The organism is Streptomyces sp. NPDC002787 (assembly GCF_053592095.1).
Genome location: NZ_JBSFVC010000004.1, coordinates 155902 through 171701 on the forward strand (window position 1 = coordinate 155902; position 15800 = coordinate 171701).

Below are 15800 nucleotides of genomic sequence, written 5' to 3' on the forward strand. Positions count from 1 at the left end.
GGGCCGTACGTCGTGCGGAAGGAGCGGGCGGGCACCGAACGGGCCCGCCCGCTCCCTTGTTCGGGCACGCCCGTTGCCCGATCTCACCTCCGCCCCAGGTCCGCGACGGGCGGCGGCCGGGCGAAACGGTCAGGGACGGGCATCATCGGACCCGCAACAGACCTGGTCAGTGCCGCGCACCCGCTGTAGAACTGCCACCGAGGCCCCCACCCGGGCCCGAACGGGCAGCACTACGGCGAGGGAGAGCAGGTGTCGGCCATGAGCGCGGAAGAAAGGCAACGCGAGATCGTCAGGGCCGCCCGCCGCACGGGCGCGGTCGACGTCGCCGAACTCGCCCTCGCCCTGGGCGTCGCCAAGGAGACCGTACGGCGTGATCTGCGCGCCCTGGAGGACCACGGGCTGGTCCGGCGTACGCACGGCGGCGCGTACCCCGTGGAGAGCGCCGGGTTCGAGACGACGCTCGCCTTCCGCGCCACCAGCCACGTACCCGAGAAACGCCGCATCGCCGCCGCCGCGGCCGAGCTGCTGGGCGACGCCGAGACAGTCTTCGTCGACGAGGGCTTCACCCCGCAGCTCATCGCCGAGGCACTGCCCCGGGACCGGCCGCTGACCGTCGTCACCGCCTCCCTCGCCACCGCGGGCGCGCTCGCGGAGGCCGGCAACACCACCGTGCTGCTGCTCGGCGGCCGGGTGCGCCCCGGCACCCTCGCGACCGTCGACCACTGGACGACGAAGATGCTCGCCGGCTTCGTCATCGACCTGGCGTACATCGGCGCCAACGGCATCACCCGCGAGCACGGCCTCACCACCCCCGACCCGGCCGTCAGCGAGGTCAAGGCCCAGGCCGTCCGCGCCTCCCGGCGCACGGTCTTCGCGGGCGTCCACACCAAGTTCGGCGCGGTCAGTTTCTGCCGGTTCACCGAGGTGAGCGACCTGGACGCGATCGTCACGAGCACGCTGCTGCCGACCTCCGAGGCCCACAGGTACTCACTGCTGGGGCCTCAGGTCATCCGAGTCTGACCGACACAACCGACCGACTCCACAGCCCTTCCATGCCGCGCACCACCCCTTATCTCCCCATACGTCCAGGAGTGATCCATGCGAATCCCGAGCCGACGGAGGCCGCGCGCACTCGCCGCGGTCGCCGCAGGGACGCTGCTCGCCCCGCTTCTCTCCGGCTGCTGGACCGGAGCGGGCGGGGCGGGATCCGGCGGCGACGCCATCAACGTGCTGATGGTCAACAACCCCCAGATGCAGGAGCTGCAGAAGCTCACGGCCGCGCACTTCACCAAGGAGACCGGCATCAGGGTGAACTTCACCGTGCTGCCGGAGAACGACGTCCGCGACAAGATCAGCCAGGACTTCGCCAACCAGGCGGGCCAGTACGACGTGGCCACGCTCAGCAACTACGAGATACCCATCTACGCCCGCAACGGCTGGCTGGAGGAGCTGGACCCGTACGTCGCGAAGGACCCGGCCTTCGACCAGCAGGACGTCCTGAAGCCGATGCGGCAGTCCCTGACCGGCGACGACGGCAAGCTCTACGGGGAGCCGTTCTACGGCGAGTCGTCCTTCCTGATGTACCGCAAGGACGTCTTCGCCGAGCAGGGCCTCACCATGCCCGAGCACCCCACCTGGCGGCAGGTCGCCGACCTCGCCGCGAGGGCGGACGGGGCCGAGGAGGGCATGAAGGGCATCTGTCTGCGCGGCCTGCCGGGCTGGGGCGAGGTCATGGCACCCCTCACCACCGTCGTGAACACCTTCGGCGGCACCTGGTTCGACAAGGACTGGAAGGCCCGTCTCGACTCCCCCGAGTTCGAGCGGGCGACCAGGTTCTACGTGGACCTCGTGCGCGAGCACGGCGAATCAGGCGCAGCCCAGGCCGGCTTCGCCGAGTGCCTCAACAACATGACCCAGGGCAAGGTGGCCATGTGGTACGACGCCACGTCCGCCGCCGGGTCCCTGGAGGCCGCCGACTCCCCGGTGAAGGGCAGGATCGGCTACGCACCGGCACCGGTCGAGAAGACCGAGTCCTCGGGCTGGCTCTACACCTGGGCCTGGGGCATCCAGCAGGCCTCCCGGAACCCGGACAAGGCCTGGAAGTTCGTGTCCTGGGCGTCCAGCAAGGAGTACGAGGAGCTGGTCGGCGACGAGATCGGCTGGTCCAACGTCCCGGCCGGCAAGCGCGAGTCGACGTACGCGAACCCGGACTACCGCCAGGAGGCCGCCGCCTTCCAGGAGATGACCCGTGAGGCCATCGAGGGCGCCCGGCCCACCGATCCGGGTGTGCAGCCGCGCCCCGCGCCCGGCATCCAGTTCGTCGGCATCCCCGAGTTCACCGACCTCGGCACCAAGGTCTCCCTGGAGATCAGCGCGGCCATCGCCGGACGCCAGTCCGTCGAGTCGGCCCTGAAGAAATCGCAGGCGCTCGCCGAGCAGATCTCCGAGGAGTACGAGGGACGATGACCGCGACCACGACAGCGCCGATGGCGGCGACCCCCGTACGCACGCGAGGGACACCGAACGCCCGACTGCGCGCCTGGGCCACCCGCGCCCCGCTCCTCCCCGCCCTGATCTTCATGATCGCCGTGACCCAACTCCCGTTCGTGGCCACGCTGGTGATCTCCTTCTTCGACTGGAACTCCCTCTACCCCGACGCCCGCGCCTTCACCGGCTTCGCCAACTACGGCGAGGTCCTCACCGACCCCGACCTGCGCCGCTCGGTGTGGACGACGATCCTGCTGACGGTCGCCGTGGTCCTGGCCAGCCTGGTCCTGGGCCTCCTCCTCGCCCTGCTGCTCGACCGGAGGTTCCGGGGCCGGGGCATCGTCCGCACCCTCCTCATCGCCCCCTTCCTGGTCGTCCCGGTGGCGGCGGCCCTGCTCTGGAAGCATGTGCTCTACAACCCCGAATACGGCCTGTTCAACGGCCTGTTGCACTATGTGGGCGGCCCCCAGCCGGACTGGATCTCCGAGACCCCGCTGCTCGCGGTCGAGGCCTCCCTGGTGTGGCAGTGGACGCCGTTCATGATGCTGATCCTGCTCGCCGGGCTGCAGTCCCGGGACCATCAGCAGATCGAGGCGGCGAAGGTGGACGGCGCGAGCGACTGGCAGATCTTCCGCCATCTGACACTCCCGCATCTGCGCCGCTATCTCGAACTGGGCGCCCTGCTGGGCTCGATCTACATCGTCCAGAACTTCGACGCGGTCTTCACGATCACGTCCGGCGGCCTCGGCACGGCGAACCTCCCCTACGCCGTCTACCAGACCTTCTACCAGGCCCACGAGAACGGCCTCGCCTCGGCCGCCGGGGTCCTGGTCGTCATCGGCTCGATCATCATCGCGACGTTCGCCCTGCGCGTGGTGTCGTCGCTGTTCCGCGAGGAGGTGTCGCGCGGATGAGCGACACGACGACGACTCTACGTCCGGTGCGTGGCGGGCGGGCCCGTGGCGCGGGCCTCGGCGTGGCCGCCTGGCTGCTCGGCCTGCTGTTCTTCCTGCCCATCGCCTGGATGGCCCTGACGTCCTTCCACTCGGAGCCGGACGCGGCGACCAACCCCCCGTCCTTCGCGGCGGCGTTGACCCTCGACGGCTACCGCGAGTTCTTCGGCGTGGACGGCGGGGCCAGCCCCTGGCCGGCCCTGATCAACTCGACGGTGGCGTCCCTGGCGTCGACGCTGCTCGTCCTCCTGCTGGCCTTCCCGGCGGCGCACGCACTGTCGATCCGGCCGGTGAAGAAGTGGACGGACGTCCTGTTCTTCTTCCTCTCGACGAAGATGCTGCCGGTGGTGGCGGGCCTTCTCCCCATCTACCTCTTCGCGAAGGACACGGGCCTGCTGGACAACATCTGGCTCCTGGTCCTCCTCTACACCTCCATGAACCTGCCGATCGCCGTGTGGATGATGCAGTCCTTCCTGGCGGAGGTCCCGGTGGCGGTGATCGAGGCCGCGCAACTGGACGGCGCCCGTCTGCCGACGGTCCTGGCACGTGTGGTCGCCCCGATCGCGGCCCCCGGGATCGCCGCCACCGCCCTCATCTGCTTCATCTTCAGCTGGAACGAACTGCTGTTCGCGAGGGTGCTGACGGGCGTCGTCGCCGAGACCGCCCCCGTCTTCCTGACCGGTTTCATCACCAGCCAGGGCCTGTTCCTGGCCAAGGTGTGCGCCGCGTCCCTCGTCATCTCCCTGCCGGTGCTCGCCGCGGGGTTCGCCGCCCAGGACAAGCTGGTCCAGGGCCTCTCCTTGGGAGCCGTCAAATGAAGGCCGCCGTCATCGAGTCCGTGGGCAAGGCCGTCGTCGCCGAGGTCCCGGACCCGGCACCGGGCCCCCGCGAGGTCGTCGTCGAGGTCGCCGCGTGCGGTCTGTGCGGGACCGATCTGCACATCCTCCAGGGCGAGTTCGCCCCCGAGCTGCCGATCGTGCCGGGACACGAGTTCGCGGGCGAGGTGGTCGGGGTGGGCGGCCAGGTCACCGAACTGTCCATCGGCGACCGCGTGGCCGTCGACCCGTCCCTGTACTGCCACGAGTGCCGGTACTGCCGTACAGGCCACAACAACCTGTGCGAACGGTGGGCCGCGATCGGGGTCACGACGGCGGGGGGTGCGGCGCAGTACGCGGTGGCACCGGTGGCGAACTGCGTACGGCTGCCGGACCACGTCCGCACGCAGGACGCGGCGCTGGTGGAACCGCTGTCCTGCGCGGTACGGGGGTACGACGTCCTCCGCTCCCGCCTCGGCGCCCACGTCCTGATCTACGGGTCGGGGACGATGGGCCTGATGATGCTGGAGCTCGCGAAGCGGACGGGCGCGGCGAGTGTGGACGTGGTCGACGTGAACCCCTCCCGGCTGGAGACCGCCCGACGCCTGGGCGTCTCGGCGTCCGCCGCCGGTCCCGACGAACTGGACCGCCCCCAGGGCTGGGACGTCGTCGTGGACGCGACGGGCAACGCGGCGGCGATCCAGGACGGGCTGGGGAGGGTGGCCAAGGCCGGTACGTTCCTGCAGTTCGGCGTGGCGGACTACGCGACCCGGGTCACGATCGACCCGTACCGCATCTACAACCAGGAGATCACCATCACCGGCTCGATGGCCGTCCTGCACAGCTTCGAACGAGCGGCGGAACTGTTCGCGAACGGCGTCCTCGCCCCGGACGTCTTCATCAGCGACCGCCTGCCACTGGACAGCTACCCCCAGGCCCTGGACCAGTTCGCCGCGGGGATCGGCCGCAAGATCGTCGTACTTCCCTGACCGTGTCCCGCCCGGTGCGGTACATCCGATGCTCCGGTCGAGTGGTGATGACCCCACTGCTCCGGGCGGGTCCCCCGGCGACGGGCAAGCGCGGAACTACGCTCCCTGCTGCCTGCACCGGCAGGACACGGAGACACGGAGACCGACGCGGGGAGCGGCATGAGGTACGGCCCTGGCTTGACGGCCCGCTTGAGCGTGTGCGCGGCAGTCCTCGGACTGCTCGTGTCGTGCGGGTCGGAAGGAGAGTCCGACGACCCCGAGACGACCACCACTCCTTCGCGGCCCAGCCCCACCCTCTCATCGCCTTCTCCGTCGCCGTCGCTGTCTTCGTCTCCGTCGCTGTCGCCGTCCGGTAGCTCTCCCTCCCACGGCGGTGAGCCGGTTCCTCCGCCTGACCTCGTGCCGTCGAACACGCGCCCGTCGAAGACGAACGGCCCTGGCGTCACCCCATCGGAGACGCCTGCACCAACCTGCCCCGGTGACCCCGCGTGCCCGCCCTCACCGGACGGTACGTGAACGAACCGGCCCCGCGCCCTTCGGAGCGGCTCGAGCACACGGAGCAGGCACCCCTGACGTCCCCGACCGCGCTGATCAACATCGTGGTCGCGCAGGCGTCGTTCATCGCCGCGCTGATGTTCTACGTGGGGGTGATCTACACCGGCGCGTATTACGGGCACTTCCACCTCTCCCCCTTCGCGCTCGGCTTCGGTTTCGGTGAGTTCGTCCTGCACAGCCTGCACCTGGTCACCTTCCCGGTCCTGGTGGGCGCCGCCGCACTGCTCCTGGTCGTCGCGGCCGCCGGACAGCGACCATGGCGGGAACTCCACGGCGGGCTGGTGCACGGCGCCGTCCGAGGCGTATCGGCTGTGGCCCGCCACTATCCGGTCGTGGTGGCCACGGGCCTGCTCCTCCTCGTCCTGTGGTGGCAGTGGCAGGTGCTCCTGCCGTACCGCTGGGCCGGCCCCCTCCTCGTCGGCTTCGGCCTGCTGCTCGGCGTGGTACGGAACACCGGCCCGGGCCGCCCGGGAAGTCCGTGGGAGACGGCTTTGCTGGTTCTCGCCGCCGGGCTGTTCCTGCTCTGGGCGATCACCCTGGTCTCCGGCCAGCTCGGCGAACGGAACGCCAGGAACGACGCTCGCGAAGTGATCCTGCGCACCGGTCTGGTGGTCCACAGCGCCCAGCCACTGGGCCTCTCCTCACGGACGCCCGGGCTCCGGTACCGGGACCTCGGTGAGGGCGTCCACCTCCGCCACCGCTACGAGGGCCTGCGGCTCATCGTGGAGCGTGCCGGGCGCTACTACGCCGTGCCCATCGGCTGGCAGGCCCGGACCGACCACGTCTACATCCTCAGAGAGGGCGACGGCGTGCGCATCGAACTCACGCCCGGGGTGCGGTAGCGGGCGCCCCTTCGAGGGCACCTCACCTCACCGGCCCCACCCACTCGGCCCCAAGCCGGTCGGTAAGGGAACGGTAAAGCGGCTTGAATCGTTCACCGGGCATGACCGCTATGACCCCCGGCTCGAACATCCCGCTGCCCGCCACCCGCGTCGCGGTGGACGTCGCCGCGCCCGTGCGGCTCGACGTGTCGGGCCTGCTGCTCACCGCCGACGGCAAGGTGCGCTCGGACGACGATTTCATCTTCTACAACCAGCCGAACGGCCCGGGCGTGACATACCGCTCCGGCGGCGGTACGACCCCCGACTCGATCACGGTCGACACGACGGCCGTCCCCCCGGGCATCGAGAAGATCGTCGTCACGGCGAGCCCGGACGCGGCCGGCCAGACCTTCCAGGGCATCGAACCGACGGCGACGATCCGCAACGCGGCCGACGGCTCGGTGATCTCCACGTTCACCCCGCCGCAGCTGGGCACGGAGACGGCGCTGGTGATCGTGGAGATCTATCTGCGCAACGGCGCCTGGAAGGCCCGCGCGGTCGGCCAGGGATACGCGAACGGCCTCGCGGGGATCGCGACGGACTTCGGCGTCACAGTGGAGGAGCCCGCCCCGGCCCCGGCCCAATCCGCCCCCGTCGCGCCGCCCGCCCCCGCCATGCAGCCCCCGGCGGCCCCGCCCGCCCCGTCCGTGGACCCGCGCGTCACAGCGCCCCCGGCACCCCCGACTCCCCCGGCCGCGCCCGCCGCCCCAGCCCCCGGCGCCGGGAAGATCAACCTGGACAAGGGGCGCGTCAGCCTCCAGAAGAACCAGACGGTCTCCCTGGTCAAGGGCGGCCGCCCGCTGCTCTCCCAGGTCAAGATGGGCCTCGGCTGGGAGCCGGCGTACCGGGGCAAGGACATCGACCTGGACGCGTCGGTCATCGCGTACGGCCCGCAGCGCAACCACATCGACAGCTGCTACTTCGGCAAGCTGTCCATCGTCAACGGCGCGATCAAGCACTCCGGTGACAACCTCACGGGTGAGGGCGGAGGCGACGACGAGGTGATCGTCGTCGATCTCGGACGGCTCCCCCAGGACGTCACGGGACTGGTCTTCACCGTCAACTCCTTCTCCGGGCAGAAGTTCACCGAGGTCGCCAAGGCCTACTGCCGCCTCCTCGACGCCGCGACCGGCGAGGAGCTGGTCCGATTCGACCTCACCAACGCCGAGGCCCAGACCGGCGTGATGATGGCCAAGCTGATCAAGCAGTTCTCCGGCGAGTGGGAGATGACCGCCATGGGCGACTTCGTGAAGTCCCGCACGGTCAGGGGGATGGTGAAGCCGGCGGCCCAGGCACTCTGAGGGCATCCACGTACGCGACGCCGGGCGCCCCGTCCGAGGAAGGCCGCCCGGCGCGTGCCCGGCGCAACAGCCGCACGTCCGGGTGTCCCACACCGCGACCTGCCGGCCGCGCTGCTCGGCCGCCTCCAGCACCCGCTCCTTCGTACCCGGGTCGATCTCTTGCTGATCGTCCGCCCACACGCTGTGCACTGTATTCGGCGAATTCGGCGTATTCGGCCAGGCGCGGGGTGCGGCAGGAGCCGGTGTCCGGGTCAGTCCCGGACCGGCGTGCCCGTCACTGGATGACCCCGCTGTACGCGTTCAGCGCGGGCTGCCCGCCGAGATGGGCGTACAGGACGGTGGACTCCGGCCCGATCTCGCCGCGCTCGATCAGGTCGATCATCCCGGCCATCGACTTCCCCTCGTACACGGGGTCGGTGACCATGCCCTCGGTGCGCGCCGCGAGCTGCATCGCCACGAGGGTGGCGTCGTCCGGGACGCCGTAGATCCCGGCGTGGTAGCGCTCGTCCAGCTCCACGTCGGCGACCGTCAACTCCCGCTTGACACCGATGAGTTGTCCGGTGTTGTGGGCGATCCGGGCGATCTGTTCACGGGTGGTGTCCGGCTTGGCCGAGGCGTCGATGCCGATGACCCGGCGCGGCCGTCCGCCCGCCTCCTCCAGGGCGGCGAAGCCGGCGACCATGCCGGCCTGGGTGGAGCCGGTCACCGAGCACACGATCACGGTGTCGAAGAAGACGCCCGACTCCCGCTCCTGCTCGGCCACTTCGTACGCCCAGCCCGCGAAGCCGAGGCCGCCGAGTGGGTGGTCGGAGGCGCCGGCCGGGATGGCGTACGGCTTGCCGCCGCTCTCCTCGACCTCCCTGAGGGCCAATTCCCAGCTCTCCTTGAAGCCGATGCCGAAGCCGGCCCGGACGAGCCGTACGTCGGCGCCGGCGAGCCGGCTGATGAGGATGTTGCCGACCTTGTCGTACACGGCGTCCGGCCAGTCGACCCAACTCTCCTGCACCAGCACGCACTTGAGCCCTGCGTGGGCGGCGACGGCGGCGACCTGGCGGGTGTGGTTGGACTGGACGCCGCCGATGGAGACGAGGGTGTCGCACCCCTGGGCGAGCGCGTCGGCGACGAGGTACTCCAGCTTGCGGGTCTTGTTGCCGCCGTACGCGATGCCGGAGTTGCAGTCCTCGCGCTTGGCCCAGACGGAGGCGCCGCCGAGGTGGGCGGTCAGACGCTCCAGGGGGTGGACCGGGGAAGGCCCGAAGAGGAGCGGGTAGCGCTCGAAGGAAGCAAGAGACACGGGTTCTCCCGGGTGGAGTGGACTGCGGTGGGGTGGGGTGGGGTGCGGTGGCTGCCGGTGGGGCGTGGCGCAGCGGAGCGCGGCGCGGTGGAGCGCGTGGGTCAGTGGCCCGCTTCGTCGACGGGGTCGTCGGCGAGTGCCGCGAGCCCGCGCCAGATCTCCGCCGTGACGCGGACCGCCTCTTCGGTGTCACCGGCCGCGCAGGCCTCGATCAGCTGGTCGTGCAGGCCGGCCGAGCGGCAGTTGCCGCCCTCGCCGAAGCGCCGTCGCTCCAGCCGGCGGATGAGCGGGGTGTAGCGGGCGACGGTGGCGGCGGCCGCGCGGTTGCCGCTCACCCGGACGAGGACGTCGTGCAGTTCGTCGTCGGCGACCAGGGCGGCGTCGACGTCGCCCGCGTGGACGGCCGCCGCGAACCGCTCGTTGGCCGAGCGCATCGTCTCGACGTCCGCCGCGAACAGCCGGGGCACCGCGGCCCGGGTGACGAGTTCGTGCATGGCGCCGACGACGGCCGCCGCGTCCCGCACATCGGCGGCCACGACGGCGGTCACGCGGGTGTAGCTCTGCGGCTTGCTCTCCAGGAGCCCCTCGTCCACCAGCCGGGAGAAGGCCTCCCGCACCGGCGCCCGGGACAGCCCCAGCAGGTCCGCGAACTCGGCGTCCCGCACCGCCGCGCCGGGTTCGATCTCCCCGGCCACGATGGCGTCGCGAATCGCTTGGTAGGCGCGGTCCCTGAGCAGGGTGCGGTTCACCGGTCGTATGGCCTCCATGAACTGAAATGTTAGATGTCAGCACAGGACGCGAACAAGAGTGTGGCCCGTACCCCCACTGGGATACGGGCCACACTCACCCCCGTCCATCAGCCGCAGGCCGACGGCGGACGGCCACGCTTCAGCCGGTCCACGGCCAGTCGGCGTCCCGTGCCGCCTCCAGCAGCGGAACCATCCGGAAGGCCGCGTCCGAGAGGCCGCCGAAGGTGTGGCGGTTCGCCTTGCCGGAGGGGCCGTGGCCCGCCCGGTACCCGGCGAGGTTCCAGGTGTAGACCGGCACATCGGCCGGGACCTGCGCGGTCGGGTCGCCGTAGTGGCTGTAGGTGGCCTGCTCGTCGGTGACGATCAGCACCCGGTCGTGCTTCCGGTAGTGCCGGCGGACGGCCTCGGTGGTGTCGGTGCCGCCCAGGTCGCCGAACCGGCCGATGATCTTCAGCACCGACTCCCCCGCCCTGAACTTCACCGCCCTGCTCGTGCTCCCGAACTCGACGAGGTCCGCGTCCGCCGCCCGCAGCGCGAGCGCCGTGCCGAAGATCGCCGCCGCGTCGGCGTAGGTGAGGGAGGAGCGGTCGGTCAGCCGCGAGTAGAACATCGAGCCCGAGCGGTCGACCAGGACCAGGGTCCGGCCGGGCAGCGCGGGCACGTTGGCCAGCGAGTGCCCGAGCGCCTGCTCCAGCGGGTACGACCACCGCAGCGACGGCGCGTGCCGGTACGCCGAGAGGTAGCGGAACGGGAACTGCCGCGACCGCGCGACCTCCGCCGGGTCACTGATCCTCGCCGCCACCCGCGCCGCGACCTCGTCGCAGACGCCCGCCTCGTCGAAGTTCCGCAGGTTGCGGACGAGGGCCATGGTGCCCATGGACGGAATGACGGCCTCCCAGGCCGCCTTGTCCATCGGCCCCTGCAGCCAGCCGGCCAGCGCCTCCCAGGTGATACCCGCGTCCGCGAGGCGCTGGGCGCCGCCCGCACCGGTGACGACCCGGCGTCGCTTCGCGGGCCGCAGCTCCATCAGGTCGCGGTGGGCCGCGAGCACGGGCAGCGACCTGGGCACGACCGCCGTGTCCGGGTTGTGGCGCCGGTCGAGGGCGTACTGGAACAGGTCGCCCTGCCACGGCTTGTCCGGGTCCGGTGCCGCGTGCACCAGGTTGAGGATGTCGCCGAAGCGGTAGCCCTTGGACGCCGTGTCGTACTTCAGCAGCGACTTGGCGCTGTAGAGCCGGCGTACGGCGTCGGCGACGCCCCGCTTCACGGGCTTGGGGATGTTGCGGCCGTAGCGCGAGGTCCAGTAGGCGAGCAGCTCGCCGGGCTCGTCCGGGCGCCGCAGCACCGAGTCGACGACCTGGCGGTTGGTGGGCCCGTCGGTGACGCCCGCGTCGAGCCGTGCCTTCACGTACTCGGCGGCGCCCACGATCGAGGCCGTACGGAGATTGCCCTCGCCGCGCAGCCAGCCGAGCAGGCCGGCCGTCCACGCCGGGTCGCTGACGGCGAGCCGGCGCACGAGCTCGGCGAACCGGTCGTCCCGGTCCTCGGCGCTCTCGTAGAACGCCTTCTGCGCGACGAAGTTGGCGATCGACAGCAGGAACAGCTCGGAACGCTCGTCCCGCTCACGTCCTCGGCCGCCCTCGTACGTACGGAGCACACGCCCCGTCGCGGTGACCCGCGAGGTGGGCCGCGCCTTGGCGGCCTTGGTGTTGAATCGCGCCATGGTGAATTCCCCCGAATTCTTCAGCACTTCGTGCGTGGAATGCTTGTTCAGGGGGAGGCGCGGCACATGGAAGGTGACCGAGGTCGAATTCGGCGGCGGTTGCTTATCACTGGCGCGTCTGCCGTTCCGCCACACCGACCCGAAGTCGATGACGGGATTCGAACCCGCACGAGGAGTTTTCCCCACCAGTCCCCGAAGTATCCGCTGCCTGCGCACCGGGCACCCACCATCTGCCGCGCCTCCCGAGATCGAATCGCACCGGGAGGTGCGTGAAGTTCCAGGTGTCCAGAGATCGAAGCCGGCGGAACCGACGTAGGTGCTCTAACCCCTGAGCTACACCGGCATGTTGGTACCGGTGGCGGGACTCGAACCCGCGGCCGCCCCATTATCAGTGGAAGTAGGTCCTGCCTTCGCACCTGGACGTGCATCACTCTAGGAGGCGTACCGCGGGCGGGCGAACGAATTAATTACCGCTTCTGCCGCTTCCAGGGACCGGTGATGGCGAGCAGGATGCCCGGGGTCTGGATGTTGGCGTAGAGGGTCTTCCCGTCGGGCGAGAAGGTGACTCCGCAGAACTCGCTGTATTCCGGCTCCTCTTCGGTGCCGACGTTGAGTTCGTTGCGGGCGATGGGGTACGTACGGCCGCTGTCGGTGGCGCCGAAGAGGTGCGAGACGCCTTCGCCGTCCTCGGCGAGGATGATGCCGCCGTACGGGGAGACGGTGATGTTGTCGGGGCCGTCGAAGGCGCCGTCGGCGGACGGGTCGGGGTTGACGCCGAGCAGGACCTTCAGGGTCAGGGTGCGGCGCTTGGGGTCGTAGAACCAGACCTGGCCGTCGTGCGCGGCGCCGGGGCTCTCCGCGCGGGCGTACGAGGAGACGATGTACGCGCCGCCGTCGCCCCACCACATGCCTTCCAGCTTGCGGGCGCGGGTGATCTCGTCGGTGCCGAACTGCTTGCGGACGGCGACGGTCCTGGCGTCGCGGTCGGGGACGTCGACCCAGTCGACGCCGTAGACCGTGCCGATCCTCGTGGCGCGGGAGAGGTCGTCGACGAACTTGCCGCCGGAGTCGAAGCACCTGGGCGCCTGGAGGACGCCGGCGTCGTCGGCGAGTTCACGGAACTTGCGGGGGCCGTACTCGAAGCCCTTCGGCGGGGTCCAGCGGAAGAAGAGGCCGTTGGGGTTCGCGGCGTCCTCGGTGAGGTAGGCGTGGCCGCGCTTGGGGTCGATGACGACGGCCTCGTGGTCGTAGCGGCCGAAGAACTTCAGCGGCTTGGGGTCGCGGTTGGCGCGCCGGTCGATGGGGTCGACCTCGAAGACGTAGCCGTGGTCCTTGGTCATGCCGTTGACGCCGGCCTTGTCGGAGTTCTCCTCGCAGGTCAGCCAGGTGCCCCACGGGGTGCTGCCGCCCGCGCAGTTGGTGGAGGTGCCGGCGATGCCGACCCACTCGGCGACCTGGCCGTCGCGGCGGACCTCGACGACCGTGCAGCCGCCGGACGCGGCCGGGTCGTAGACGAGGCCCTCGGTGAGCGGCACCGGGTACTTCCAGTTGGCGCGGGGGCCCTTGAGCTCGTGGTTGTTGACGAGGAGCGTGGCACCGCGCGGGCCGGCGAAGGTGGCCGTGCCGTCGTGGTTGGAGGGCGTGTACTCGCCCGACTCCAGCTTGGTCCTGCCGCTGTAGGTGATGATCCGGTACTTGAATCCGGCGGGCAGCGCGAGGATGCCGTCGGGGTCGGGGACGAGGGGCCCGTAGCCGACACGGTCGTGGCGGTCCGCCCCGCGCTCGGTGCCGTCGCCGGTCGCGGTGTCGTCGTCGGTCTCGAGGTCCGCGTCCGTCGACGCGAGGGCGTTCGGTGCGGTGGCGAGTGCCCCTACGCTGCCGGCCAGCGCGACACCGGCTCCGGTGACCGCGGATCGTCTGGCGAAGTCCCTGCGGGTGAGCGACATGCTGTCTCCTGCGTGCGGTGGGATGACCGTGGGGGACGGACCCGTGTGGTGCGCCCGAACTGTCCCGTCCGTGGCTGAACGCGGGTTGAACGCCGGGAGAAGCGAGCCACGTGGCTTCGGTGAACCGCCGCCCCCTTGCGCAGGAGAGCTCGGGGGTGCGGGTTCGTTGGCGGGTGCGGGTGAGTGGGGCTTCTCGCGCAGTTCCCCGCGCCCCTAAAAGCAAAAAGCACGGGGTGCAGCCCCTGCTTTTTGAGGGGCGCGGGGAACTGCGCGAGCAACCACACACCACCCGCACCCGCCAACGAACCCGCACCCCCGAGTTATCAGGCGCCCCGCCCCACGCGCTACGCGCCCGGCCCCATGTGCGACCGCGCCTTGAACGCCGCCTTGCGGGCCTCCTTCGCCACCTTCTTGTCGGGGTGGATCCTCCCCATCGCCTCCAGCACATCCGGCGTGGCCGGATGGTCCACCCGCCAGGCCGCCGCGAAGAACCCGCCGTGCTGGGCGGCCAGCCCCTCCACCAGCGCCCGCAGCTCAGCGGAGTTCCCCTCGGCCGCCAGCTGCGCGGCGACCGTGTCGATGGTCAGCCAGAAGACCATGGCCTCGGACGGCGCGGGCACGTCCAGGGCGCCGCGCTCGGTCAGCCAGACCCGCGCGAGTCCGCCCAGCTCGGGGTCGTCGAGGACCTCCCGGAGGGCCGGCTCGGCCACGGGGCCGACGAGGGACAGCGCCTGCTGGCAGCGCAGCCGCCGCAGCGGGGCGCCCGCGTCGGAGCCACGGGCGGCCGCGAGCAGCTCCCGCGCCGCGTCCAGCGACTCGCGGCGCGCGAGCCACTGCTCGGTCTCGGCCTGGGCCGCCGCCGGCGGGAACCCGGCGGTGCCGTCCAGCAACACGTCCGCGCCCTTGTCGACGAGGTCCCCGACCGCGGGCGCGGACACGCCCGCCTCCTGGAACCGTGCCCGCAGCCCGTAGAGGCCGAGCGGGGTGAGCCGGACCATGCCGTAGCGGGTGACATCGGTGTCGTCGATGCCGGGCGAACCCGGCCCCTCGGCGGCGACGGCGTCCTCCGCGTCCGTCATCAGCGCCTCGTCGACGGGCTGGTACTCGACCAGCCCGACCGGCTCCAGCACGCGGAACTGGTCGTCGAGCCGCATCATCGCGTCCGACACCTGTTCCAGCACGTCGTTGGTGGGCTCGCCCATGTCGTCGGGGACGATCATCGACGCGGCGAGGGCGGGCAGCGGCACCGGTCCGTCGCCGGGGCCCTCCTCGCTGACGGTGAGGAGGTAGAGGTTGCCGAGCACCCCGTCGAGGAACTCCGCCTCGGCCTCGGGGTCCCAGTCCAGCTCGGAGAAGTCGATCTCGCCGCCGGAGTCCATGGCGTCGACGAGCCCGTCGAGGTCGGGCACGCTCGCGTCGGCGAGGGCGGTCTCCAGGGCCGTGAGCCAGATGCCGAGCACGTCCTGCGGCCCGCCGGAGGTGAGGAGCGCCAGCTCCTCACCGGCGGCGACCGTTCCCTCCTCCTCGTCCACGATCTCGACGAGGCCGGTGTCCACGGCGACCCGCCAGGCCTCGCTGGCCGAGGCCGCCGCGTCGTCACCGTCGTGGCCTTCGCCGGTGAGCCCGAGCGCCTCGGCGGCCGCGGGCAGTTGCTCGTCGACGAGTTCGCCCCCGGTGCCCACACGCGTGTCCGGTCCGGCCCAGCGGGCGAGCCGTGCGGCGCGCGAGAGCAGCGGTGTGGCGAGCGCCTCGCGCGCCAGCTCCGCTACGGGGAGAAGCCGCACCGGCGGCAGTGGCGAGCTGTCTGACATCGGCGGGGATCTCCTCGGAACGAGCGGTGACGACGGTGGCGGGCGATGCTGTTCGGTGTGCGTATCGGTATGCGTATCGGTATGCGTACGCGGCCGGCCCGCGCGTGCGGAAACACGTACGAGCACAGGTACGAGTGCGCGTACGCCTACTCCTACGAGTACGAGCCAATCACGGGGTCCGATCACGCCCGGCACCCGTACGAGTACGCAGCCGCTCAGCCTAGACGGATTTCCACCCATGCCGCCCGGTTCATGTACCTGTCAGGAGTTGGGGGTGGCTGAAACCTTGACAACTG

The 15800-nt window shown here is 71.0% G+C and carries 12 protein-coding genes; 7 read left to right on the forward strand and 5 right to left on the reverse strand.

Annotation, left to right across the window (positions count from 1 at the left end; translation table 11 throughout):
- Nucleotides 1-249: 249 nt before the first annotated feature.
- The 7 genes from ACWD26_RS06745 to ACWD26_RS06775 all read left to right on the forward strand — a co-directional run bounded on the left by ACWD26_RS06745 (nt 250) and on the right by ACWD26_RS06775 (nt 7981).
- Nucleotides 250-1020 (forward strand): DeoR/GlpR family DNA-binding transcription regulator, encoded by a 771-nt coding sequence (locus tag ACWD26_RS06745; RefSeq protein WP_451266944.1) that lies wholly within the window; start codon nt 250-252, stop codon nt 1018-1020.
- Between the two features lie 78 nt (nt 1021-1098).
- A complete protein-coding gene (locus tag ACWD26_RS06750; protein WP_451266946.1) occupies nt 1099-2466 on the forward strand; it encodes an ABC transporter substrate-binding protein in 1368 nt (455 codons plus the stop codon).
- Nucleotides 2463-3401, forward strand: a complete 939-nt coding sequence (locus ACWD26_RS06755; protein ID WP_451266948.1) for a carbohydrate ABC transporter permease — start codon at nt 2463-2465, stop codon at nt 3399-3401. Before ACWD26_RS06750 ends, ACWD26_RS06755 begins: the two co-directional genes overlap by 4 nt.
- Entirely contained in the window at nt 3398-4258 is an 861-nt protein-coding gene (locus ACWD26_RS06760; protein WP_451266950.1) for a carbohydrate ABC transporter permease, read from the forward strand. The genes ACWD26_RS06755 and ACWD26_RS06760 overlap by 4 nt, the downstream gene beginning before the upstream one ends.
- Nucleotides 4255-5244, forward strand: coding sequence for a zinc-dependent alcohol dehydrogenase family protein (locus ACWD26_RS06765; RefSeq protein WP_451266952.1), 990 nt, complete (start codon nt 4255-4257; stop codon nt 5242-5244). The genes ACWD26_RS06760 and ACWD26_RS06765 overlap by 4 nt, the downstream gene beginning before the upstream one ends.
- Before the next feature lie 512 nt (nt 5245-5756).
- Nucleotides 5757-6641 (forward strand): hypothetical protein, encoded by an 885-nt coding sequence (locus ACWD26_RS06770; RefSeq protein WP_451266954.1) that lies wholly within the window; start codon nt 5757-5759, stop codon nt 6639-6641.
- A 110-nt stretch (nt 6642-6751) separates the two neighbouring features.
- The gene (locus ACWD26_RS06775) at nt 6752-7981 is read left to right on the forward strand and encodes a TerD family protein (protein ID WP_451267407.1); all 1230 of its coding nucleotides are present in this window, start codon (nt 6752-6754) and stop codon (nt 7979-7981) included.
- Between the two features lie 274 nt (nt 7982-8255).
- Here the strand turns inward: ACWD26_RS06775 and ACWD26_RS06780 are convergent, their stop codons facing one another.
- The 5 genes from ACWD26_RS06780 to ACWD26_RS06800 form a co-directional block, all read right to left on the reverse strand.
- A complete protein-coding gene (locus tag ACWD26_RS06780) occupies nt 8256-9275 on the reverse strand; it encodes a 1-aminocyclopropane-1-carboxylate deaminase (protein ID WP_451266956.1) in 1020 nt (339 codons plus the stop codon).
- 101 nt (nt 9276-9376) lie between these two features.
- Nucleotides 9377-10042, reverse strand: coding sequence for a GntR family transcriptional regulator (locus ACWD26_RS06785; RefSeq protein WP_451266958.1), 666 nt, complete (start codon nt 10040-10042; stop codon nt 9377-9379).
- A 121-nt stretch (nt 10043-10163) separates the two neighbouring features.
- The gene (locus ACWD26_RS06790; RefSeq protein WP_451266960.1) at nt 10164-11747 is read right to left on the reverse strand and encodes a TROVE domain-containing protein; all 1584 of its coding nucleotides are present in this window, start codon (nt 11745-11747) and stop codon (nt 10164-10166) included.
- 467 nt (nt 11748-12214) lie between these two features.
- A complete protein-coding gene (locus tag ACWD26_RS06795; RefSeq protein WP_451266962.1) occupies nt 12215-13693 on the reverse strand; it encodes an alkaline phosphatase PhoX in 1479 nt (492 codons plus the stop codon).
- Between the two features lie 344 nt (nt 13694-14037).
- On the reverse strand, nt 14038-15504 hold the full coding sequence (locus ACWD26_RS06800) for a hypothetical protein (RefSeq protein WP_451266964.1): 1467 nt from the start codon (nt 15502-15504) through the stop codon (nt 14038-14040).
- Between the last annotated feature and the right edge of the window lie 296 nt (nt 15505-15800).

Coding starts and splice junctions, on each gene's coding strand:
- ACWD26_RS06765 (WP_451266952.1), top strand. CDS start 4,255: ATGAAGGCCGCCGTCATCGAGTCCGTGGGCAAGGCCGTCGTCGCCGAG.
- ACWD26_RS06760 (WP_451266950.1), top strand. CDS start 3,398: ATGAGCGACACGACGACGACTCTACGTCCGGTGCGTGGCGGGCGGGCC.
- ACWD26_RS06775 (WP_451267407.1), top strand. CDS start 6,752: ATGACCCCCGGCTCGAACATCCCGCTGCCCGCCACCCGCGTCGCGGTG.
- ACWD26_RS06755 (WP_451266948.1), top strand. CDS start 2,463: ATGACCGCGACCACGACAGCGCCGATGGCGGCGACCCCCGTACGCACG.
- ACWD26_RS06800 (WP_451266964.1), bottom strand. CDS start 15,504: ATGTCAGACAGCTCGCCACTGCCGCCGGTGCGGCTTCTCCCCGTAGCG.
- ACWD26_RS06750 (WP_451266946.1), top strand. CDS start 1,099: ATGCGAATCCCGAGCCGACGGAGGCCGCGCGCACTCGCCGCGGTCGCC.
- ACWD26_RS06785 (WP_451266958.1), bottom strand. CDS start 10,042: ATGGAGGCCATACGACCGGTGAACCGCACCCTGCTCAGGGACCGCGCC.
- ACWD26_RS06795 (WP_451266962.1), bottom strand. CDS start 13,693: ATGTCGCTCACCCGCAGGGACTTCGCCAGACGATCCGCGGTCACCGGA.
- ACWD26_RS06790 (WP_451266960.1), bottom strand. CDS start 11,747: ATGGCGCGATTCAACACCAAGGCCGCCAAGGCGCGGCCCACCTCGCGG.